This is a genomic window from Bartonella sp. AA56HLJMS (assembly GCF_042197145.1).
GTDB lineage: Bacteria > Pseudomonadota > Alphaproteobacteria > Rhizobiales > Rhizobiaceae > Bartonella.
Map to the genome: position 1 here is coordinate 31,789 of NZ_JBHIRL010000004.1, position 23,835 is coordinate 55,623.

Annotated in this window: 15 protein-coding genes; 7 read left to right on the plus strand and 8 right to left on the minus strand. The window is 37.4% G+C overall.

Going from position 1 to position 23,835, the window contains the following annotated elements:
• Position 1: 1 nt before the first annotated feature.
• The gene (locus ACFINI_RS03325) at positions 2–2,182 is read right to left on the minus strand and encodes an RNA degradosome polyphosphate kinase (protein WP_375611537.1); all 2,181 of its coding nucleotides are present in this window, start codon (positions 2,180–2,182) and stop codon (positions 2–4) included.
• 323 nt (positions 2,183–2,505) lie between these two features.
• Here ACFINI_RS03325 and ACFINI_RS03330 point away from each other — a divergent pair, with 323 nt between their 5' ends.
• Together ACFINI_RS03330 and ACFINI_RS03335 are read left to right on the plus strand one after the other, a co-directional pair.
• A complete protein-coding gene (locus ACFINI_RS03330; RefSeq protein ID WP_375623967.1) occupies positions 2,506–2,754 on the plus strand; it encodes a zinc-finger domain-containing protein in 249 nt (82 codons plus the stop codon).
• Positions 2,755–2,806: 52 nt separating this feature from the next.
• Complete coding sequence (locus ACFINI_RS03335) at positions 2,807–4,054, plus strand: FAD-binding protein (RefSeq protein WP_375645780.1); 1,248 nt, start codon at positions 2,807–2,809, stop codon at positions 4,052–4,054.
• A 191-nt stretch (positions 4,055–4,245) separates the two neighbouring features.
• Here ACFINI_RS03335 and dnaE read toward each other — a convergent pair whose 3' ends face one another.
• Complete coding sequence (gene dnaE, locus ACFINI_RS03340; RefSeq protein WP_375645941.1) at positions 4,246–7,713, minus strand: DNA polymerase III subunit alpha; 3,468 nt, start codon at positions 7,711–7,713, stop codon at positions 4,246–4,248.
• Between the two features lie 401 nt (positions 7,714–8,114).
• Between dnaE and recG the strand changes: the two genes are divergently transcribed.
• Positions 8,115–10,223, plus strand: coding sequence for an ATP-dependent DNA helicase RecG (gene recG / locus ACFINI_RS03345; RefSeq protein WP_375645784.1), 2,109 nt, complete (start codon positions 8,115–8,117; stop codon positions 10,221–10,223).
• A gap of 356 nt (positions 10,224–10,579) precedes the next feature.
• Here the strand turns inward: recG and glmS are convergent, their stop codons facing one another.
• From glmS to ACFINI_RS03370, 5 genes are all read right to left on the minus strand, one after another.
• A complete protein-coding gene (gene glmS / locus ACFINI_RS03350) occupies positions 10,580–12,403 on the minus strand; it encodes a glutamine--fructose-6-phosphate transaminase (isomerizing) (protein ID WP_375621326.1) in 1,824 nt (607 codons plus the stop codon).
• Between the two features lie 173 nt (positions 12,404–12,576).
• On the minus strand, positions 12,577–13,926 hold the full coding sequence (glmU, locus tag ACFINI_RS03355; RefSeq protein WP_375610449.1) for a bifunctional UDP-N-acetylglucosamine diphosphorylase/glucosamine-1-phosphate N-acetyltransferase GlmU: 1,350 nt from the start codon (positions 13,924–13,926) through the stop codon (positions 12,577–12,579).
• 14 nt (positions 13,927–13,940) lie between these two features.
• The gene (locus ACFINI_RS03360; RefSeq protein WP_375610470.1) at positions 13,941–14,729 is read right to left on the minus strand and encodes a cytochrome c biogenesis CcdA family protein; all 789 of its coding nucleotides are present in this window, start codon (positions 14,727–14,729) and stop codon (positions 13,941–13,943) included.
• Between the two features lie 43 nt (positions 14,730–14,772).
• Positions 14,773–15,762, minus strand: coding sequence for a carboxypeptidase regulatory-like domain-containing protein (locus ACFINI_RS03365; protein ID WP_375645946.1), 990 nt, complete (start codon positions 15,760–15,762; stop codon positions 14,773–14,775).
• Between the two features lie 39 nt (positions 15,763–15,801).
• Positions 15,802–16,125 (minus strand): HesB/IscA family protein, encoded by a 324-nt coding sequence (locus tag ACFINI_RS03370; RefSeq protein ID WP_375645788.1) that lies wholly within the window; start codon positions 16,123–16,125, stop codon positions 15,802–15,804.
• Between the two features lie 108 nt (positions 16,126–16,233).
• Between ACFINI_RS03370 and ACFINI_RS03375 the strand changes: the two genes are divergently transcribed.
• The 3 genes from ACFINI_RS03375 to ACFINI_RS03385 all read left to right on the plus strand — a co-directional run bounded on the left by ACFINI_RS03375 (position 16,234) and on the right by ACFINI_RS03385 (position 21,895).
• Complete coding sequence (locus tag ACFINI_RS03375) at positions 16,234–17,436, plus strand: deoxyguanosinetriphosphate triphosphohydrolase (RefSeq protein WP_375645792.1); 1,203 nt, start codon at positions 16,234–16,236, stop codon at positions 17,434–17,436.
• A gap of 30 nt (positions 17,437–17,466) precedes the next feature.
• Positions 17,467–19,224 carry an arginine--tRNA ligase gene (argS, locus tag ACFINI_RS03380; RefSeq protein ID WP_375645797.1) on the plus strand — a complete coding sequence of 586 codons (1,758 nt, stop codon included), beginning with the start codon at positions 17,467–17,469 and terminating at the stop codon, positions 19,222–19,224.
• Positions 19,225–19,375: 151 nt separating this feature from the next.
• A complete protein-coding gene (locus ACFINI_RS03385) occupies positions 19,376–21,895 on the plus strand; it encodes an SPOR domain-containing protein (RefSeq protein WP_375645803.1) in 2,520 nt (839 codons plus the stop codon).
• Positions 21,896–22,075: 180 nt separating this feature from the next.
• On the opposite strand, the gene ACFINI_RS03390 is transcribed toward ACFINI_RS03385, so the two are convergent.
• The gene (locus ACFINI_RS03390; protein WP_375627800.1) at positions 22,076–22,351 is read right to left on the minus strand and encodes a hypothetical protein; all 276 of its coding nucleotides are present in this window, start codon (positions 22,349–22,351) and stop codon (positions 22,076–22,078) included.
• A gap of 305 nt (positions 22,352–22,656) precedes the next feature.
• On the opposite strand from ACFINI_RS03390, the gene ACFINI_RS03395 reads away from it, so the two are divergent.
• Positions 22,657–23,763: a branched-chain amino acid aminotransferase gene (locus ACFINI_RS03395; RefSeq protein ID WP_375645807.1), complete on the plus strand. Its 1,107-nt coding sequence runs from the start codon at positions 22,657–22,659 to the stop codon at positions 23,761–23,763.
• The last annotated feature ends 72 nt before the right edge of the window (positions 23,764–23,835 follow it).

The following is a 23,835-nucleotide window of genomic DNA, read 5'->3' on the forward strand; positions in this document are numbered from 1 at the left end:
TTTAGTCTTTATGTATTTCGGCTTGTTGCCGATGCAACGCAACCAAGCGCGAAACAGAAGACTCAAAAGACTCATTTTCCCCCGCAAAACTTGTATTGGCCATAAAATACTCCTGCGCATTAAATAGACTTTCACCTATCTGCGGTGTAATACGTTTTGATGTTCCATCCTTAAGTATATCAAAGCTTTGTTGATTATCAATGATATTAGCTAACATAATCTGTAAAAGAATTTTTTGACGCACTATTTTATTAAAAACCGGAACCAATATTTCAATACGATAGTCCAAATTACGAGGCATCATATCAGCAGAGCCTAAGTAAACGAGTGCATTTTCATTAGGCAAATCTTGACCATTCCCAAAACAAAAAATGCGACTATGTTCAAGAAAACGCCCGACAATTGATTTTACACGAATATTATCCGAAATTCCTAGAATACCAGGACGTAAACAACATATCCCCCGCACAACCAAATCAATTTGCACCCCTGCTTGACTGGCACGATATAAAGCATCAATAATTTCAGGATCAACCAATGCATTAACTTTCATCCAAATAGCAGCAAACCTTCCCTGTTGTGCATGAACAATTTCTCCCTCAATATGCTCTAAGATACGACCACGCAGTGTTAAGGGTGAAAAAGCAATCTTCATTGTTTCATTTGGACGCTCGTATTGCGCAATATAATTGAATAATAACGCAACATCATGAGCGATATCATCATCCGTGGAAAAAAAAGAAAGATCGGTATAAGTTTTAGCATTAATGGGATGATAATTTCCTGTTCCAAGATGAACATAAGAGCGAAGACGTTTTCCCTCACGTCTCACAACTAATGACATCTTAGCATGCGTTTTTAATGCAATAAAACCAAAAATAACTTGAACCCCAGCACATTCAAGATCCCGGGCCCAACGAATATTTGCTTCCTCATCAAAACGTGCTTTAAGTTCTACCAAAGCAGTCACAGACTTTCCCTGTTCAGCTGCTTCAATCAAAGCGCCAACAATTGGACTATCATTTGATGTACGATAAAGTGTTTGTTTTATTTCTACAACATCAGGATCGCAAGCAGCTTGACGTAAAAATTGGACAACAACATCAAATGTCTCATAAGGGTGATGAATCACAATATCATTTTCACGAATAGCCGCAAAACAATCCCCATGATGTTCACGAATACATTCTGGAACACGAGAAATATAAGGAATAAATTTAAGATCATCGCGGGGAATAGAAACAATTTCTGATACCGTATTAAGCGCTAAAAATCCGTCAAGGACATTAATACAATTATCAGGAACAGCGAGACTATTCGCTATAAATTGGCGTAAACTCTCTGGCATTTTTGCGTCAAACTCAACTCGAATAACCTGCCCACGGCGCCGCCTTTTTAGAGCAGTTTCAAAAAAATGAACAAGATCCTCAGCTTCTTCTTCTACTTCAATATCGCTATCTCGGATTATTCTAAATGTACCAATTCCTTTAACCTCATAGTTAGGAAATACATGTTTAATAAAAAGGCAAATAACATCTTCAGATGCAATAAAACGAAAATGATTACCTTCTTGAGGAAGAAGAACGAAACGCCTTAAAAGCATTGAAATAGACAACAATACTGTGTGTGAATTCTGATCAGTTTCTCCAGACAATTGAAGCCCAATAGAAAGCCCTAAATTAGGAATAAACGGAAAAGGATGAGTAGAATCAACAGGTAAAGGTTTTAAAACAGGAAAAATTGTCTCAAGAAAATATTTTTCAAGCCATGATTTTTCAATTTCTGAAAGATCATCAGAACAAATAATTTCAATATCATTCTTTTTTAATTCATCACGTAAAACATTCAATTCTCGTAGTTGGTGAGCCTGCAGCTTTGAAATCTCAGCTAATACAATATCAAGTTGTTCCTGTGGAGTGTGCCCATCTGCACTGCACGCTGTAACGCGAGCACGAATTTGAGCTGCTAGTCCTGCAACACGAACCATAAAAAACTCATCAAGATTTGCAGCTGAAATAGAAAGAAATTGTAGACGTTCTAATAAAGGATGTTTCGAATTAGCCGCTTCCATCAAAACACGATTATTAAATTGTAGCCATGAAAACTCTCGATTAATAAACCGTACCGGATTTTTCATTGTTATATTCGATATAGAAATTTTATTTACCACCCTCTGTTCCATATATCCTAAATAATTTTCTTTTATATTTTCTAAAATCCTTGACGAAATATCTCACATAACATTTGATTATGTTATCATCATAATAATATATCAATGCCTAACTTCCCTCATCATTTTTCCATTTAATATTTAAAAATACTTGGAATTATTGCTATGCGCAAAGCACTAAAAGTAAGACAACTATTCTAATATAGCATAAAAGAGTAAAAATTTGTCTTAAAAAGCAGCTTGCATTATTATACGCTTTATTACAAACTCACGCCTATAAAATAGAAGAGCCCAATCATAGCTGATGAGAAAATTTATTCTGGAGTTTGTACGCCATGGCTGATCACAACATTCCTCATTTTCAAAATGACCTTGGATATAAAACAATCGAAATTGGTGTGAAAGAATTTATGTGTGTAGGCGCTACACAACCATTCGATCATCCTCATATCTTTATCGATATGGGAGCAGCAGATGAGAAAATTTGCCCTTACTGCTCAACCCTTTATCGTTATGTTCCCTCGCTATCATACGATCAAACAAACCCAACAGGATGCTTATATCATCCAGAAAAGCTATTATAATTGCGTTTTTTGGCTTTCTTAATAACCCCTCTTTTAATTCTGCTTGTTTAATATGAAATCATTTGTGGAACAATCACCCATCATCGTTGGAGGAGGAATTGCTGGTTTAAGCACTGCTTTAGCACTCGCTCATAAAGGAATTGCAAGCACCATTATCGAAAAGTGTAAGCAACTTGAAACGATAGGCGCTGGTATTCAACTGACACCAAATGCAACATCTATTCTTGCTCGCTGGAAACTTCTTAACAAACTCACTGAAGTCGCGACAATCCCATATTTTTTTGAGTTAAAAGATGGATTATCTTTAAAAATACATCTACGGGCTCATCTTATTAATCTAACAGAAAAATATTGGAAAGCCCCTTATATGACGATTCACCGCGCGGCTTTACAAAAAATTTTATATAATGCAGTGATTGAAAATCCTTTGATCAAATACAAAGCAGGCGAAACGATTGTATCTTCTACCCAATCGGCAACCAACATTAAAATCACGACAATAAAAATAGATACGGCAACAGAACAGCTTTATTCAACGCCCCTCCTGATCGGATGTGATGGCGTTTGGTCAACATTACGGCAACAATCTCCTTTTCATGAAAAAGCAAATTTTAGTGGCTTTATTGCTTGGCGTGCAACAACAACATCTGATAATCTTCCTCAAAACTTTCGTTCTTCATTGCAAAATATGAAGACAATTACGGCTTGGATGGGACCCAAAAATCATCTTGTTGTCTACCCTATTCAATCGTCAGAAAAAATTTTTAATTTTGTCGCCATTACGCATGGAGAAAATTCAAAAGAAGGATGGGCCCATAAAGGAGATAAAGAAAAACTCAAATCTCTTTTTAAAGATTGGAATTCAAAAATCTTACAAATCTTCGATCATATTGATGAATGGAGTTATTGGCCACTTTTTCAAATGAAACAAAATCGTTTTATCGGTTTAGAGAGACAAGTATTTGTTGGCGATTGCGCACATGCTGCCTTACCTTTTGCAGCACAAGGCGCCGCTATGGCAATCGAAGATGCCGCCACATTAGCAAAAGCACTTTCATTGAAAGATTTTTCATTAACGAAAGCACTTTCGCTTTACGAAACAACACGCACCCCGCGTATTGTAGCAGTAAAAAAACGCGGAGATTTCAATAGATTAGCCTATCACGCAACCGGTCCCATAGCAATTGCACGCAATCTCATGATGAAAATTCGTACACCAGAGAGCATTATGTCAGATCTCAATTGGCTTTACATGTATGATGCGATGAATTCTATAAAAAATAATGATAAAAACTTATAAAATTCTTCCGGCACTTTGAATATTACGAAAGAACGAGATTTTTTTAATTTTATGACACTAAAAAATATCATAATTTACTCTAATAAAAGCAATACTTTTCGAAACCTACAATCTAATTTTAAAAGCTTAATTTTTAGCTCTCCTAAAAGCAAAAACACCACTCAAAATCAGCTCCCATCTTTAATCTTTCTTTAACTCAATTCTACATCAACAACACCCTGAATTAATTTCATAGCATTTGCGACATGTGAATTTACCTTATATCGCTTAGGAAGCGCAATTTCGACTTCTCGCAATCCATCCTCTTGAATTAAAATAAGCCCAACCTCTCCATTCCCCCCAAGATTTAAATTTTGTTCAATTTGTGGAAGCATATCAACTGTTTTTATAAAGAGACGCATCATTTTATGCTGTTGTAATGATTCATTTTCCAAAGACTGAATTGTTTCAATTCGCAAACTAACTCCTTCAGAACGATTTTCTGCGCTCACCGTAATAATAAAAGATTTTCCGGGTTCTAGCATCTCTTCATAATCCGAGAGTGCCTCAGAAAAGAGAACTGCTTCATATTGTCCACTTGTATCAGAAAAATGAATAATTCCCATTTTTTTACCAGATTTTGTTTTGCGCACGTTTTTTGCCACAACAGTTCCAGCAAGCCGTGCAGCCGTTGCTCCCCCTTTAACGGCATTGGCAAAATTACCCCAAGTCTGAATACGTTTTTTGTTCAGAATAGCTTGATACTCCTCCAAAGGATGCGCAGAAAAGTAAAAACCTATAGCTTGAAATTCTCGATAAAGTTTCTCAGCCGGCAACCAAGGGGTTGTTTGCGATAAAATCAATGGTTCTTTTAATCCGCCTGCCATTCCAAATATATCAACCTGCCCGCTAGAATTGTCATCGAGAATACGAAGTGCACGCGCATGAAGGGTTCCAAGATTGGCTAATAAAACCTCACGTGCAATGTTAAAACAATCAAAAGCACCAGCACAAACTAAACTTTCCATCGCACGCTTATTAACAATACGAGGATCAACACGCGCACAAAAATCTTCCAAATCCTTAAAAATCTTACTCCCACGACAAGAAACAATATGATCTACAACAGTTTCTCCCACACCTTTAATGGCAGCAAGAGAATAATAAATACAATTATCACCAACCTCAAAAACACGATGAGATGTTTGTATAGAAGGTGCAATAACTTCAATACCCAACCTTAATGCTTCACGCCGAAAATCATTGAGCTTATCTGTATTCGTCATATCATATGTCATTGAAGCAGCTAAAAACTCAACGGGATAGTTTGCTTTCATATAAGCCGTTTGGTAAGAAACAATTGCATAAGCAGCAGCGTGCGATTTATTAAAACCATAATCGGCAAATTTTGCTAAAAGATCAAAGATAATATCAGCTTGATCTTTATCCACGCCACCTGCAACAGCTCCATTGACAAAACGCGTACGCTGTTTTTGCATTTCAGCATGAATTTTTTTCCCCATAGCACGACGTAGTAAATCAGCTTCTCCAAGCGAATAGCCAGCAAGAACCTGAGCAATCTGCATCACCTGTTCTTGATAGACAATAACACCTTGTGTTTCTTTGATCAGATGATCTATCTTAGGATGAATAGAAGCAATTTCCTCTTCCCCATGTTTGCGTGCATTATAGGTTGGAATATTCTCCATTGGACCTGGACGATAAAGTGCAACCAGCGCAATAATATCTTCAATACGGTCTGGCTTCATTCCAATCAACGCCTTGCGCATACCAGAACTTTCCACCTGAAACACGCCAACCGTTTCACCACGTGCCATCATAGCGTAGGTTGCTTCATCATTCAGAGGAATATTTGATAAATCTATTTTAATCCCCTTTCTGGCAACAAAATCGACTGCCATTTTCAAAACAGTAAGCGTTTTTAATCCAAGAAAATCAAATTTTACCAGCCCCGCTTGTTCAACATATTTCATGTTAAATTGTGTAACAGGCATATCAGAACGAGGATCACGATACATCGGGACAAGCTCCCAAAGTGGACGATCTCCGATAACAATCCCAGCAGCATGAGTTGAAGCATGACGATAAAGTCCCTCCAACTGAAGCGCTATATCTAATGCGCGTCCAACAACGGGATCTTTTTTCTTTTCTTCTTCAAATTTAGGTTCATCCTTAATAGCATCTGCTAATTCTACCTGACTTCCTGGGGTGGCAGGAATTAATTTTGTAAGATAATCCACCTGACGATAAGGAACTTCTAAAACACGCCCCACATCACGCAAAACTGCACGTGCCTGTAACTTACCAAAGGTAATAATTTGAGCAACTTGATCACGTCCATATTTTTTTTGAACATATTGAATAACTTCTTCGCGCCGCTCTTGACAAAAGTCGATATCAAAATCTGGCATCGAAACACGATCTGGATTCAGAAAACGTTCAAAGAGAAGAGAAAACCGCAAGGGATCCACATCAGTAATCGTCAATGCATAAGCAACAAGTGAACCAGCACCAGAACCCCGGCCTGGTCCAACGGGAATGTCATGAACCTTTGCCCATTTTATGAAATCTGAAACGATAAGAAAATATCCAGAAAATTGCATACGCGTAATAACTGAAATTTCATAATCAAGCCGCTGTTCATAATCTGCAATCGTATACCCTTCAGCCAACCCTATTGTTTCAAGCCGAATCTTCAAACCATCTTTAGCCTGATTTAATAACTCACTATCTTCTATTTCTAAAGTAGTTTCTGAATTAACAGATTGTTCTATAAAACGAGGCAATATCGGTTTTCGAAGAGGCGAGGCAATATGACAACGCAATGCAATTTCAACACTATTTTCCAAAGCTTCTGGAAGATCAGAAAACAGTGTAACCATTTCATCTTGTGACTTCAAATAATGATCTGGTGTCACACGTTTGCGATCTGGATTAGAGACAATTTGTCCTTCTGAAACAGCCATCAGCGCATCATGCGCTTCATACCCTTCTCTTTGCAGAAAAAAAGCTTCATTCGTTGCTACAAGAGGAATTTCATGCGCATAAGCCAATTCAATAAGATCAGCTTCTACTCTCCGGTCATAAGAGCCATGCCGTTGTAACTCCACATAAAGACGATCAGCAAAAGATTTTTTCAAATAAATTAAGCGCTCAACAGCATGTTCTTTTTTCTCTTCTGCCAAAGAAAGATTAATAGGTCCTCCCTTTCCACCCGTTAAAGCGATTATGCCTTCACTGTGTTCTGACAACCAATCAGCTTTAATATGAGGAGGATCAGTATCACACTTATCAAGATAAGCACGGCTCACAAGACGAACCAAATGAGCATAACCGGTTTCGCTAGCAGCCAAAAGAACAATAGAGCAGAAATCAGAAGCATTACGCCATTTAGCCAAATGTGAATGATCATTTTCATCACAAAAATCAACAGTAAGCTGACAACCAATAATAGGTTGGACCCCATGAGAAAGACAATGCTGTGAAAATTCCAAAGCACCAAATAAATTATTGGTATCGGTAATAGCAACCGCTGGTGCATGATCTGAAATCGTCTGTTGAATAATTTGGGGGATTTTTAAAGCCCCTTCGAGCAAGGAATAAGCTGAATGCACTCTCAAATGAATAAAGCGAGGAAGAGAATTTTTGTTCTCTTGCATTTGCATTTTAGTTTTTACCACTCTCACAATTTCCCATTACAAAATAAATGCTAAACAGCACCCCTTATAAAAGAAAAAATTCTGTTTATCATCAAACTTTAAAGCTATAAATTCATCATCCTACATAGGAGCAATATCCCAATTTTATTAATATTTATAAGAGAGTTCTATCAAGAAAATGCTTCTATTCACAGCAAATAAACACCTAAAATAAAAAGAAAAACAATATACCTCATCTAAGCACTTTAATTTTTGACCATTTAATTGTATTTTTCTTTAAATATTAATTTCTCTTCCTAAAGTTCAATGTGTAAATAAAGCAACCTCCTCTTTATGACTTTATCCCCAAAAAGCTCTTCTAAAGGTCTAGAAAAAACAAAAAGGGCAGGTTAAATTTGCTCATGCCTCCAAGTCTTCTTACCCCACTTTTTAATTCTATCCGAACTCTTTCTGGTATTACACCTAAAGTCTATGGTTTATTGACCAAACTCTTAGATGTTAATCCCACACAACGCGAAGCAACCCTTATTGACCTTCTTCAATTAATGCCCCATTCCGTTATAGACCGCAGAATGCGTCCCAGCATTGCTTGTGCAAAAGAAGGAGATACTATTACGCTTGAAATTGTCATCGATCAACATCAACCACCCCCACGTAGTCATAACCGAATTCCCTATCGTGTTATTGCCCATGATCAAACAGGAAAAATAAATTTAGTCTTTTTTCATGCTCAACCTCTTTGGCTAAAAAAACAACTTCCCGAAGGAAAAAAAGTCATTATATCAGGAAAAGTTGAATGGTTTAATGGACAGCTTTCAATGGCGCATCCAGACTATATTGCCCCAAGCGAACAATCAAATCAGATACCTCTCATCGAACCGATTTATCCATCTACTGCAGGACTAGCGGCCAAGACACTAAGACGCGCCATACAAAACGCTCTTGATTTTATTCCTCTTCTACCGGAATGGATAGATGAAAATGTAAAAAAGCAGCAAAATTTTCCTTCTTTTTCTGTTGCTTTACGCCGTATCCATGCGCCCATTAACCCCGATGATCTATCCTTAGAAAGTACAGCACGCAAACGCCTTGCCTATGATGAATTGTTTGCTTGTCAATTGGCGCTAGGACTCGTGCGTTTGAAAACTAAATCTCTTGTTGGCACTTCTCGACCAGCAACAGGAATTTATACTAACAAATTGCTCAATATCCTCCCCTTTCAACTCACAACCGGACAAAAAAAAGCAGTAGAAGATATCGCAAATGATCTTGCTTCACCAGAACCGATGCTAAGACTACTTCAAGGTGATGTAGGCGCAGGAAAAACTGTTGTTGCATTGATGGCAATGGCACAAATTGCTGAAAATTCAGGACAATCAGCTTTAATGGCACCAACTGAAGTGCTTGCTAGGCAACATTTTGCCACCATCGCTCCTCTTGCCGAAAAGGTCGGATTACAAACAACCCTTTTAACAGGACGAGAAAAAGGAAAATTGCGGACAAATATCGTGAATGATATTCTGTCAGGTCAAGTTTCTATTGTCATCGGAACTCATGCTCTCATACAAAACAGCGTTACTTATAATAATCTCGCTTTAACCATTATCGATGAACAACACCGTTTTGGTGTCCATCAACGTATCGCTCTTACAGAAAAAGGCAATAAAGCTGATATGCTGGTTATGACCGCCACGCCCATTCCGCGCACACTTGTCTTAACAGCTTTTGGTGATATGGATGTCTCTAAAATTACCGAAAAACCAATGGGACGACAACCCATTACAACAGCAACGCTTTCTTTGAAACGTCTTCATGAGCTTATAGCGAGAATCGCAATTGCATTAGAAAAAGGAGAAAAGCTCTATTGGATTTGTCCTTTAGTAGAGGAATCGACAGCTCTTGATCTCACTTCAATTGAAAACCGCTTTGCATTTCTCCATGAGCGCTTTGGAGCACACGTTGGTATGATCCATGGAAAAATGTCTACAGCAGAAAAAGAAGCCGCTATGGCATCTTTTAAATGTGGAAATACACGTATTTTAGTTGCAACCACAGTCATTGAAGTGGGAGTAGATATTCCAGATGCTTCGATCATTATCATCGAACACGCGGAACATTTTGGCCTTTCACAATTGCACCAATTACGTGGACGTGTAGGACGAGGCGATAAAAAGTCTTCCTGCATTTTGCTCTATAAAGATCCACTGACTAAAACAGCAGCAACACGCCTTAATATTATCCGCAATACAGAAGATGGTTTTGAAATCGCTGAAGAAGATTGGCGCCTACGAGGCGAAGGAGAGCTTTTAGGTACAAAACAATCTGGAGTCCCTGAATTTCATATAGCAAACCTTGCAGTTCATAGCGATCTTTTGTCAATGGCAAGAAAAGATGCTCGTTTATTTTTACAACGCGATCCTCATCTTTCTTCTGAGCAAGGACAAGCTTTACGGTTGCTCCTTTATCTTTTCGGACACAACGATGCTGCACGCCTCTTACGAGCAGGATAACAAAAACCCTCTAATAAAAAACTTAAATACCTCTCTGTTCAAATATGATTTTCTCTTAGAATTACCCATTAATGATCTACGCAGTCTCTTACCATCTTTATGCTTCATGAACGAATAACAAATCAACTGCATTAAAACAGTAGAAGCAATATTGCGTCTTTTTTTACCATTATATTCACATAACTGATCTATTTTTTGATAGGTAAGAAAATATTTTTCGTTTTATCGTAAAGGATTTAGGAATAAAAAACCTTTCTTCAGTATTCTCGTTCAACAGAGAAAAATGAAAAAATAAGTTTCATTATAAATCAATTTCTTACACTTGATTATTCTCCAAAAGATTCAGAAATATACTTTTATTCAACCGTGACTGATTTTGCTAAATTACGGGGTTGATCAACATCTGTTCCTAATAAAACAGCCGTATGATAAGCGATTAACTGAACAGGGAGTGCATAAATAATAGGAGAAATAAATTCTGGAACATCTGGCAAAGTGATCGTTGATAAAGTCTTAAGACAAGCTACTTCTGCTCCCTTTTTATCGGTTATTAAAATAATACGACCATTACGCGCTACCACTTCTTGCATATTAGAAAAAGTTTTTTCAAACCACCGATCATAAGGTGCAACAACAATAACGGGTATTGTCTCATCCACCAGAGCAATTGGTCCATGCTTTAATTCACCTGCCGCATAACCTTCAGCATGAATATAAGAAAGCTCTTTCAGTTTAAGAGCTCCCTCCAAAGCAATCGGATAAGAAGTTCCACGTCCCAGATAAAGAACACTTTTTGCATTCACCAAATCACGACAAATACATTCAATTTTTCTCTCTAATTTTAAGACCTCATTTAAAATACGTGGAACTTCTGCCAACTGTTGAACCAGTTGCTTTTCTATTTGAGCCGAGAGATAGCCACGTTGTTTAGCCGCACTAAGAGCGAGTGAAGCAAGCGTTGCCAATTGACAGGTAAAAGCTTTTGTTGAAGCAACACCTATTTCCGGTCCAGCAAGTGTTGGGAGAATAAAATCAGCCTCCCTTGCCATTGTTGATTGCTCTACATTCACAATTGTTGCTGTTTTTACACCCCGCTCACGACAATAACGCAAAGAAGCCAATGTATCAGCTGTCTCACCAGATTGAGAAACAAACAGCGATAACACATCAGACGTTATAGGAGGTTCACGATAACGAAACTCCGAAGCAACATCATTATCAACACTTAAAGCGGCAAATTTCTCAAACCAATAGCGCGCAACTAAGGTTGAATAATATGCCGTTCCACAACTCGCAAAAAGAAGCCGATGAATATTTTTCCAATCAATCAAATTCTTAAGCGGTCGAACGACATAATTTCCAAGATCAAGATAATGTGCCAAATTATGAGAAATCACTTCAGGTTGTTCAAACATTTCCTTGTGCATAAAATGACGATGATTACCCTTAGAAATCAATAAAGCCCCTTCAAGTAATGTCGTCACAGGACGTTTGACCGGTTGGTTATTAGCATCATAAATTGTAACACCTTCCCGTGTGAGAACAGCCCAATCCCCATCTTCCATATAGCTAATATAATCAACGAATGGTGCCAAAGCTATGGCATCTGACCCCACAAAAAATTCATCTTTTCCATAACCAATTGCCAGAGGTGGACCAGAACAAGCCGCAATCATAAGGTTATCTTCACCTTCGAAAATAAGAGCAATAGCAAAAGCCCCCTGCAGCCTTTTCCAACTGGTACGTATGGCTTCTTGCGGAGAAAGACCATCTTTTAATGCACGCGTTATTAAATGTGCAATAACTTCCGTATCCGTCTCTGTTTCAAAGATACAACCATCCTCTATGAGTTCCTTTTGCAGTTCTACAAAATTTTCAATAATACCATTATGAACAATCGCAAGCTTTTCAGTCACATGGGGATGCGCATTGCGTTCAACAGCAATTCCATGCGTAGCCCAACGGGTATGACCAATCCCTAAACTTCCCTCCAGAGGTGTTTTTTTTAATTTTTCTTCTAAATGAACAAGCTTCCCCTCAGCACGTACACGATAAAGATGCCCATTATGGACCGTTGCCACCCCAGATGAATCATACCCTCTATATTCAAGACGTTTTAACCCCTCAACCAAAGAGGACGTAACACACCTCTTTCCAAGAACTCCAATAATTCCACACATTAAAAAGCTCCAACCCACATCTTAAGATTCAAATTTTACAAAACAATCCAACAGCCTTTATTTAAAACTATAAATAATAAAAATAATTCAAACATGGAATACGGCAATCTTTAAGAATAAATCTTCCATCCATCGTTAGATTAACACGAAACAAAAGAATAAGCTGAAAATAATCATTTTTTCTGTTTGTTTTCTAACAAACGCTCTCGAAATTTTGTCGCATAGCCCTCTTTTATAACCTGTCGTGCACGCCCAAAAGCCATACTGTTCATAGGAATATTTTCAGTAATAACACTTCCTGAAGCAACATAAGAGCCATCCCCTATTACCAATGGGGAAACAAGTGCCGTATTAGACCCAACAAAAGCATGATCACCAATCATGGTTTTATATTTGTTAAATCCATCATAATTGCAAGTAATCGTACCGGCTCCAATATTGGTATGTGCACCAATTTCGGCATCACCAATATAACTTAAATGATTGATTTTAGAAGATTCTCCTACCTTAGCTTGTTTGACTTCACAAAAATTTCCAATCTTTACGGACTTAGCCAACTCTGTTCCAGGACGCAAACGTGCATAGGGACCAATCTGTGCATCTCTACCAACCACAGCACCTTCGAGATAACTAAATGCATGAATAACCGCACCAGATTGTACTTTTACGTTTAACCCAAAATAAACATTTGGTTCTATCACCACCCCTGGTGCAATTTCTGTATCATAAGAAAAATAGAGTGTTTCTGGCTTTAAGAGTGTAACACCCGATAACATTAAATCGCGCGCTTTACGTTTTTGCCACAAAGAATCAGCCTCAGAAAGCTCAAAACCGTTGTTAATTCCTACAATATCTTCAAAAGGAACTTCAACAACACGCACATCTAATCCTTCGCGTGTTGCAAGAGAAGCAATATCTGTTAAGTAATATTCTTTTTTCACATTATTATTACCAACTTTCTCTAAAAGAGAAAGTGCATGTTTTCCACGCATAGCGAGTATTCCACCGTTACAAAAAGAAATCTTTTTTTCTTCATCGCTAGCGTCTTTTTCTTCTACAATTGCAATCAATTGACCATTTTTCTCGAGAAGACGTCCATAACCTGTTGGATGTTTGGTATGAAAACCTGCAAAAACAACATCTGCTCCATCAGCAAGCTGTGCACGCATTTGGTGCAATGAATCTTGCTGAATGAGAGGAGTATCCCCAAAAACAATGAGCACATCATCCACCTCCTTTTGCAAAGCTAAACGAGCAGACAAAACAGCATGGGCAGTTCCTAAACGCTCTTTTTGTTCAAAAATCATTACATCTTTTACAAATGACTGAACAACGTGCATAACCTCCTTAGCACCATATCCCACAACAACCGCTAATTGTGAAGAGCCTGCCAATTCTATTTGTTTTAGAACATGGCATATAAGAGGCAATCCAGCAATTTTATGAAGTACCTTAGGCAGAGACGATTTCATGCGCGTCCCCTCACCTGCGGCAAGAACAATAGAAAGACAACTTCTAACCATAAAAACACATAAGACTAACGAGAAAATCCAAAAAAATTCATAATACTGTGCCAACGAATATCTTCAATATAACTCAACGAAGGATAATGTTCTAAAAGCCAAAATGAAAGATCCTGCATAGAACCTGTTAAAAACAAAATCCCTGTAAGAATAAGAAAAACACCAATGATTTTTTCAACTTTTCCTAAATGAATACGAAAAGCTCCTAAAAATCGCATAAAACTGCTCGAAAATAAAGCTGCTAACATAAAAGGAATAGCAAGACCTAATGCATAAACCGCTAAGAGAACAGCTCCCTCTCCCACAGTTTCTTTTGTTCCAGCAAGCGTTATAATAGGACCTAAAATAGGGCCAATACACGGTGTCCAACCAAAGGCAAAAGCTAAACCGATAATATACGCGCCTAAAGGACCAGCAGGTGTTTTTTTGGTCTGAAAACGCGCCTCACGAAATAAAAAAGCGATCTTGAAAATCCCCAAAAAATTTAAACCAAAAATAATAATGACAATTCCAGCAGCAAGGGCAAACCAATCACGATAATAACCGATGAATTTCCCAATTGTACTAGCACTGGCACCTAAAGCAACAAAAACAGTCGTAAACCCAAGAACAAAAGCAATAACAGAAGATAATAAAGCCCACCGGATAAAAACTTTCTCATCAGGCTTTTCTGAACGAAAATCATCAATACCAACCCCTGCCATATAGCACAAATAAGGAGGAACTAACGGCAAAACGCATGGTGACAAAAAAGAGAGTGCCCCAGCAAAAAACACACCAACTGTTGAAATTTCAATCAAAATTCATACCCCGTCTTTCATCATAGTTTACCCCCATGAACAATGATCAATCCACATCTTCATCAATTTGTTGCATATTTTCTTCATTCGCTATCACACTTATATCTTCATCATGACCAGAAACGACTGAAAAAACTTTTTGATAGATTTTATCTTTATTTTTAGCAATTGCAATATACTCTCCCTCTGCTAACACGAGTGAAACATACGCACCAACTGTTTCATAAACGATATCACCAGAATCATTGGCAAGAGACCAACTTGTATCTGCAAGCGCTTCTCCTCCTTCTTGTCGCACCAACTTTAAGACAATCTGAGCGGCCTGATGTTCAAGAGTAACTTCTGTTATTTTACCCGCATCCACTTGAATATCGGAACGAGCCGTCGCATTAATAGAACCATAATGGGAAGCAACATGGTAGCGGCCAGCTTTTAAACGCACAACTGAGTGGGGTTTAACATTTGATATAATCACTCCCGTATCATCATTTTCTTTTTCATCCTCATAAATGGTAAAACGGAGTTCCTTTTCATTCATTACGCCATTGAGCAGTGTTGCATTTAAAATGACACCACCAGCCTCAAGATTAAAGTTTTTTACAAGACTCTGCCCATTTTCTAAACGAATATGGCGCACAGCACTCATATGACCAAATGAGACATGAACAAGATAATTTCCTGGTTCGAGATTAAAACGTGCACCTCCCCCCTTATAGGTTGCCACTAATGGTAACTTATTATCAATCCCTAGAATAGGGGCATAAACCCGCCAGACAAGCCCTTTTTCAATATCCGGATGACTATTTGTTAATCGAGCATTCAAAATGAGTTGTGTTTGAGATGCTAAGTTTTCATTTTCCTGCTCTTGAGTCTTTACAATAAAACTCCTTGATTGTCTCTGCTGCTGATCTTGCCCTTCTCCTGCTTCAGAAAAAGCACAGTGACTCCAAGTCAATAAAGCAAGCACCACGCACAACCATACACATCGGTGCACTATTTTTATAAGAATACCCATTTTTGCATTGTTGACCAACATGATCTTTTTTTCAAGAAACAATATCACACAGCCATCATTTTAAATTGAGAAACTTACACCACAACCACATGATGAAACAGCATTGGGATTGTGGATTTGAAAAGACTGCCCCATAAGATCATCAACAAAATCAATCTCAGCTCCTTCCATAAAAGGAAGTGATAGTAAATCAATAAACACAACTGCCCCGTCTTTTTTGAGAACGAAGTCATCTTCACACATTTCAGAAACCAAGTCATATTTATAAGAAAAACCAGAACACCCACCACCTTCAACAGAAATACGTAATGCTATTTTATCGGGTTCACGCAAAAGTATCTGTGCAATTTTTTTGGCAGCAACATCTGAAATTTTCACATTCATTTTATATATCCTTGCATTAAACCATCAAGAAAGAGTATCCTACACTCAAAGAGCAGTTTATTTCTCATAAACCACTCTCAATTTTAAGATGATAATAGACAGCTTGCAATGGATATAGGAAATATCAACTTCAATTACCAATCTCGAGCAGTATACAGTGCTCATCCACAAACAAGCCGTGGTCGATTATACCATGAAACAATGAGCACCACACGCTCACCTTTTCAACGAGATAGAGATCGTATTATCCATTCTAATGCATTTCGACGTCTTAAACATAAAACGCAAGTGTTTATTGCTGATGAAAGCGATCATTACCGTACTCGCCTAACCCATTCCATAGAGGTTTCTCAAATTGCAAGAACATTAGCCCGTGCCCTGTGTCTTGATGAAGACCTTGCCGAAGCCATTGCCCTTGTTCACGACTTTGGACACACACCCTTTGGCCATGCTGGAGAAGATGCTCTTAATGAAGCCATGGTACATTGTGGCGGCTTTGATCATAATGCACAAGCATTACGCATTGTAACAAAACTAGAACAGCGCTATGCAAATTTTGATGGACTTAACCTTACATGGGAAACCCTCGAAGGACTTGTAAAGCATAATGGTCCCCTTTTAGGTCCTCACGCGAAGAATAAGGAGGTTCCTATCGATATTTTACAATACAATGTAAAGCAAGACCTTGCACTCGATTGTTTTGCAGGACTAGAAGCGCAATGTGCTGCTATTGCAGATGATATCGCATACAATGCGCATGATATTGATGATGGTCTACGTTCGCAATTTTTAACACTCGATCAATTTGAACATGTTTCACTAACAGCAGCAATATTAAAAGATATAACAGATGAGCATCCCCAGCTCGACCAAACGCGTCGCGGTTACACGCTTGTACGAAGACAAATAACAACCATGGTTGAAGATGTTATCAAACAGTCACAAAAAAATTTAGCACGCATCAAACCAACAAGCATAAACGATATTCACCAAGCAAAACAAACTATTGTCACCTTTTCACCGACAATGACCGTTTATGAAAAAGAACTAAAAAACTTTTTATTTAAAAATCTTTACTACCATGAACAAGTTCTTAGTCGTCGCAATGCAGCAAAATGCATTGTACAAAAATTATTCAATTGTTATTATGAAAATCCAAATACAATGCCTGAAAGTTGGCAGAGCAAAACAGTGCACTTAAAAAATCAAGAGTTAGCACGTTTGATTGCAGACTTTCTTTCAGGCATGACGGATCACTACGCTCTACGTGAATATCAGCGTTTATTTGACCATACAGATAATTTCGTTTAATGGCTTTTGGCATCATCATGGAAGCTAAATATGAATATCTTTAAAAATTTCGAAAAAAAAATTAAGAGATCAATTGAATTATCTGATATAAAAGGAAAAAATGGAGAAGATCTAGATTTATCAAAAATCACTGTTGATCCTCCGCGTGATTCCTCCCATGGTCATTTATCAACCAATGCTGCTATGGTGCTTGCAAAATCTATTGGAATCAATCCACGTGCACTTGCAGATAAAATCATAGAACTTCTTAAAAATGATTCCTCTATCGAAAATATAGATGTTGCCGGTCCTGGTTTTATAAACATAAAGCTTACAAAATTATTTTGGCAAGATGCTATAAAATCTATGCTTGAATTAGGCACTTCTTATGGTCGTATTCCAATGGGACAAGGAAAATGCGTCAATGTTGAATATGTCTCAGCAAATCCCACTGGACCAATGCATGTAGGACATTGCCGCGGAGCGGTTGTTGGGGATGTTCTCTCCAATTTGCTACAATTTACGGGCTATAACATTACAAAAGAGTATTATATCAATGATGCGGGTCAACAAATCGAAGTCCTCGCCCATTCGGTACTATTGCGCTATCGTGAAGCTCTTGGGCAAAAAATTAATGAAATTCCAGAAGGACTCTATCCTGGAGAATACTTGATACCATTGGGTCAATCGCTTGCTCAAGAGTTTGGTGACCAACTCCTCACGATGGATAAAGATGAAGCCTTATCTCTTGTGAAAGAACGTGCAATTCATGCAATGATGTCCATGATTCGCGAAGATTTGGCTGCTCTTAATATTTATCATGATATCTTTTTCTCTGAGCGAATGCTTTATGCAGATAATGCACGCGCCATTCGTAACACCATCAACGACCTCACTTTAAATGGTTATATCTACAAAGGAAAACTCCCCCCTCCCAAAGGACAAAATACAGAAGACTGGGAACCAAGCGAACAAACTTTGTTCCGTTCAACAAATGTCGGTGATGACCAAGACCGTGTTTTAGTCAAATCTGACGGTTCTTACACTTATTTTGCTGCTGATGTTGCTTATTTTCGGGATAAATTTAATCGTCATTTTGATGAAATGATTTATATTCTAGGCGCAGACCATGCTGGCTATGTAAAGCGGCTAGAGGCAATGGCAAAAGCAATTTCTGGGGGTAAAGCTAAATTAAGTGTCTTCTTGTGTCAATTGGTAAAACTTTTTCGCAACGGTCATCCTGTACGCATGTCAAAAAGAGCAGGATCTTTTGTCACTCTACGGGATGTTGTCGAAGAGGTTGGGCGTGATCCTGTGCGTTTTATGATGCTATACCGTAAGTGTGAAGCACCTCTTGATTTTGATTTTGCAAAAGTAACAGAACAATCAAAAGATAACCCCATCTTTTACGTACAATATGCAAGTGCACGTTGTCACTCAGTCTTTCGTCAAGCACAAGAAGCGCTTCATATTAAAAGCTTTTCAAATAATACATTGATTGCCCATCTTCATCGATTAACAGATGACCATGAAATATTGTTAATACGCAAACTTTCTGAATATCCACGTATCATTGAACAGGCCGTAATTCATAAAGAACCGCATCGATTAGCGTTTTACCTTTATGACCTTGCCTCCAGCTTTCACACCCATTGGAATAAAGGGAGTGAAAATCTCAATTTACGCTTTATTCAACCTGATGATAAAGAGTTATCCTTTGCAAGATTAGGATTGATACAAGCTGTTATCAATATTTTATCATCAGGGCTTACCATCATAGGAGTCGAAGCACCCATAGAAATGCGTTGAAAAAGTTCTATAAATACATACAATAGGTACTCTATTGATAAACTTTTTCATGTATCCTTGCATGAGAGGGGGAAAATTTATAATTTTAATATAACAAATCAAAATCAACCAGTGATTGCACGTAAGTGCAAACCATCATGTGAGAAAAGCTATGAGCGATAACGATCGCAAAAATCTACACGAAACAAAACACGATCATGAACACCATGATCCTTTAGAAAGGCTTACGCGCATTTTTAATCCGCACAAACAAAGCGGAAACCAAAATGAGCAATCTTCTTTAAAAACAGAACGATCAACATCTCACCCCGAAACATCATCCCATGATGATGATTTTGATTTCTCCTTTCTAGAAGAGGAACTTGAAAAAAATTTAGCACATGACTTACCGTTTGATGATCAAAAAAAACAATGGGACTTGCATGCAACCAGCAACGCAACAGCCTCAGATATTGCACAATCTTCTTCTTTCAACCATTCAAAACAAAATAATTTATCTGAAGAGAAATATTCTTCACCTAGCAGTCATGATGAAGAACAAATTTTAGATGCGCTTTCTCCATTACCAATCCCAAAGAATCAATCACATCAACAGAAAAAAACAGCAACCAATGCTGATCCTTTTCTTGAAAAAAGTAATCTTATGTCACAATCAGAATCAGAAAATTTCTTTTTTGATAAATCTGAAAGGCACGAAAATAAGAGAGAGACGCCAGAAGATGTTGAACAAACCAATCGTTTTTCACAAATAAATTCACAACAACCTGAGACTACGAATATACAAAAAACTTATGAGGACAATCAAAACCTCTATGACACTCCTATAAACCATCCCTATAAAATTTCAGCTGATCAAGAAAATTGGATTAAAAAAGATTATCCTGATGTCTCCTCTTCTACAGAGGAAAATGAGTTTTTCTCATCTTCTTCTAATCTTGTGTCAGAAAGACAAAACACTGCAAGAAATCAAACAACAAGTACCTTCTCCTCACCTTTAGATTCTCCACCAGTTGATAGACAATCTTATTTAAAGGGGGCTTCACAAGAAGATCATACAACCAATTATCCCCATTTTTTTGCAGAACCCCCCTCACAACAAGAAACTTATGGCGAAAAAGTTCCGATATATGATGAGGCTCGAGCCCAATACATCAATAACGCCGAAGGTGCCTCTAACCCAAATAGAGAAATTTCATATAATGAAAATAATTTAGATGAGTTTCTTTCCTCATCCCCCTCTTTAAATACAAAACAAACGGATGGCTTTTTTGCCCATAACTATACGCACAGAGATACTCCCCCTCCCAATGTTGATACTTATAAATTTTCAGAGGAAATCGTAGAAAAAACTGGTCCTATTATGGTTCCAGAAGTCCCGTATAAAGCGCCAGAATATGATGTGCCAACTAATGGTGGTTTAGAAGAAGAATTTGCTGATGTACTCAATGTAGGGAATGTCCCAACGGATAATTTTTCTCAAAAAAAACAGAAAAACGAGGTTTTTAGTGAAGTTTTTCATCAGTCTATGCAAAATTCAAAAGAAGGTGTTTATATAAACTCTAAAGAACAAAATTCCGACTATTTTTCTTCTGCCAATATGGAATATAATTTTCCCTCTTTTAGCGAGAATTCATCATACACAAGCTCAGATGAGGTTCCCACACCTCCATCAGCTCCTCCTCCCTTAAAAAGTTTTATTTTTGGTAAAACTTTCATTAAAGGTTTTTTTATACTTATTTTAATAGGACTTGGGTTTGCTGGTTATTCTCATTTTTTTATGCCATCACAAAAAAATCAAGAAACGGTCATTATCCACGCTGATAATACGCCTTTTAAATTCAAACCAGAAACAACTGAAACGAAAAATGATGTTGCACATAATTTAGATATCTATAAACAAACAACTGAACAAAATGAGAAACAAGAAAATACACAACAATTTCTTATTGATAACTCTGAACAACCTGAAAATTTAAAAGAATTAAACCCTGAAGAATCTTCAAGCGTTTCCTCATCGTCTTTAAATGAATCTGATGTTGAAGATGCAGTCACAGAAGCCATAAATCATACTATTCCAATGCGAGAAGTACAAACTGTTATTGTCAATCAAGATGGTACAGTTACACTAGCCCCTGCGCATCAGACAAACAGCAAAACTGCTGCTCAATCTGAAGAAAGCATTGATCAAACTTCTAATGAACTTCAAGATTCGTCTCTTGTTTCGTCGCATGATTCTGACATAAACGACCAAGAAAGAGATCATGATCTCAAAAATAATATTGATAAAATAATCGCAGAAAATAATTCTAGCTCAAATATTGAAGAAAAATTTATCCCTATCCCTTCTCATGCAGAAAGAAATACACAAGTTGAAACACCAGCCGCGTCTCGCCCCATATCACCAAACAGAGTCGCAGCACAAAATTCAGAAAGTTATTACGTACAACTTGCATCTCAACCAACGTATGAGCTCGCTAGAAATTCTTTAAAAAATATGAAATCTAAATTTGGATTCCTTATCGGTGCCCGTTCTTTAAATATTCAATCCGCTTTTATACCAGGAAAAGGTACTTATTACCGTGTTCGGCTTCAAGCGCAAGACCGTAATGAAGCCATAATCCTTTGTGAATCCATTAAAAGTTCTGGTGGAAGCTGCTTCATCACACGCTAAACCAATAATGCAACGGTTTTAACAACCGTTGCATTATTTATTTCCATACCATTTAATTACTTATCAAAAACTTCAGAAATTAAAATCGTCCTATCTTTTTCGCTTATCTGTTTGCACTGACTTTATTCTTTAATCTACGTCGATTTTCGCCCTATCTAAAAGATTATATTTACGAAAAAATTACTCCGTACCCTTATAGGTATAAGGTACAGGAGGAAGCGAATTTAAATCTTTTTTCGGCGTTGTTACACTTTGGCTTGTTTCTGGGGTATTATAACGCGAACTATGTTCAGGAGATTTTGCAAAAAAAGATCCTAAAAAACCAAAAATAAACCAGATAATAACCATCGCAAGAAGAATAGCAAAAATACCCTTAGCGATTGAAACAGGTTGTTCATGACCTCTTCTTTCTGCGGCCATACGTTCTTCATATGTGTGATAATTTTTATCAATCATAGTGGATTCCTTTTCTCAATTCCCTTACCTTTAAATTTCTAGAAAATATGCATATATGCAATTATTCAGATACTTATTGTGAGAAAACGATAATTATAAACAAAAGTTCCAGCTTACTTCATAAAGTTGAGAAAAAGAGGTAGGGATAGAATTAAAATACCTACTCTAGCCTTTGAATTCTATAATAAACCCCTTTGTATTCTATAATAAAACATTGACACAAAGGTTTTGTTAATAATAGAGTTATAATCAAAATATTTCATTATTTTTATTAATAAAAATGAAACATACTCAAAAGGTTTTTTATGAAATCTCCCATATCATCGCTTCCCTTTAAAATAGAAAAACACCCATCTCCTCTGTCAGAAGAAAAATATGAAGAAATTTTAAAAAGTCCTGGTTTTGGTCAATTTTTTACAGACCACATGTGTACTATTCAATGGACTGAAGACAAAGGCTGGCACAATGCCGTCATTTCTCAATACAAAGCTTTAGAAATTAACCCTGCAAGTACCGTTTTACATTACGGACAGGAAATTTTTGAGGGTTTAAAAGCATATCGTGCAAAAGATGGACGCATCTTGCTCTTCCGTCCTGATGCCAATGCACAACGCTTTATAGAATCAGCACAACGTTTAGCTATGCCAGAATTGCCAAAAGATATTTTTCTGGATGCCGTTCATCAATTAGTAAAGATTGATCAAAAATGGGTTTCTGATCAGCCCAACGCTAGCCTCTATATCCGTCCATTTATGTTTGGCAATGAAAACTTTTTGGGAGTCCGCCCTTCTCAAGAATATCTTTTTTGTGTCATAGCCTCTCCAGTTGAATCCTATTTCAAAGGAGAAGAAAAATCTGTCAGCGTCTGGATTGAAACAGATTATAGTCGTGCTGGTCCAAGAGGAACAGGGGCTGCCAAATGTGGTGGAAACTATGCAGCAAGCTTACTTGCACAAAAAACTGCAACTGAAAATAATTGTAGCCAAGTACTCTTCCTTGATATGATTGAACATAAATGGATTGAAGAACTTGGTGGTATGAATGTCTGCTTTATTATGGACAATAATACACTTGTAACCCCCCCACTTAATGGAACTATCCTTCCAGGGATAACCCGTGATTCAATCTTAAGGTTAGCTCAACAAATGGGATTAAAAATAGAAGAGCGTCCTTATTCTTTTGCAGCGCTTCAAGAAGATGCAAAGAGTGGACACCTTAAAGAAGCCTTTGCTTGTGGTACAGCTGCCGTTGTCACATCAATTGGTCGTTTTAGATATAAAGGGGGAGAATTTATTATTGGAAATGAAACAGTTGGAGAAGTTACAAAGCAACTTCGTACACAATTGGTTGGCATTCAAAAAGGGAACATAGAAGATAAAAATGGCTGGGTACATTCTGTCCAGCTCTCATAATATTTAAGGTATTCTCATATCTATAAACGCTTCCATGAAAGTAGATTCATGGAAGCGTTTTTCCTAGAAAAA

Coding starts and splice junctions, on each gene's coding strand:
- ACFINI_RS03325 (WP_375611537.1), bottom strand. CDS start 2,182: ATGGAACAGAGGGTGGTAAATAAAATTTCTATATCGAATATAACAATG.
- ACFINI_RS03330 (WP_375623967.1), top strand. CDS start 2,506: ATGGCTGATCACAACATTCCTCATTTTCAAAATGACCTTGGATATAAA.
- ACFINI_RS03335 (WP_375645780.1), top strand. CDS start 2,807: ATGAAATCATTTGTGGAACAATCACCCATCATCGTTGGAGGAGGAATT.
- dnaE (WP_375645941.1), bottom strand. CDS start 7,713: ATGCAAGAGAACAAAAATTCTCTTCCTCGCTTTATTCATTTGAGAGTG.
- recG (WP_375645784.1), top strand. CDS start 8,115: ATGCCTCCAAGTCTTCTTACCCCACTTTTTAATTCTATCCGAACTCTT.
- glmS (WP_375621326.1), bottom strand. CDS start 12,403: ATGTGTGGAATTATTGGAGTTCTTGGAAAGAGGTGTGTTACGTCCTCT.
- glmU (WP_375610449.1), bottom strand. CDS start 13,926: ATGGTTAGAAGTTGTCTTTCTATTGTTCTTGCCGCAGGTGAGGGGACG.
- ACFINI_RS03365 (WP_375645946.1), bottom strand. CDS start 15,762: ATGTTGGTCAACAATGCAAAAATGGGTATTCTTATAAAAATAGTGCAC.
- ACFINI_RS03370 (WP_375645788.1), bottom strand. CDS start 16,125: ATGAATGTGAAAATTTCAGATGTTGCTGCCAAAAAAATTGCACAGATA.
- ACFINI_RS03375 (WP_375645792.1), top strand. CDS start 16,234: ATGGATATAGGAAATATCAACTTCAATTACCAATCTCGAGCAGTATAC.
- argS (WP_375645797.1), top strand. CDS start 17,467: ATGAATATCTTTAAAAATTTCGAAAAAAAAATTAAGAGATCAATTGAA.
- ACFINI_RS03385 (WP_375645803.1), top strand. CDS start 19,376: ATGAGCGATAACGATCGCAAAAATCTACACGAAACAAAACACGATCAT.
- ACFINI_RS03390 (WP_375627800.1), bottom strand. CDS start 22,351: ATGATTGATAAAAATTATCACACATATGAAGAACGTATGGCCGCAGAA.
- ACFINI_RS03395 (WP_375645807.1), top strand. CDS start 22,657: ATGAAATCTCCCATATCATCGCTTCCCTTTAAAATAGAAAAACACCCA.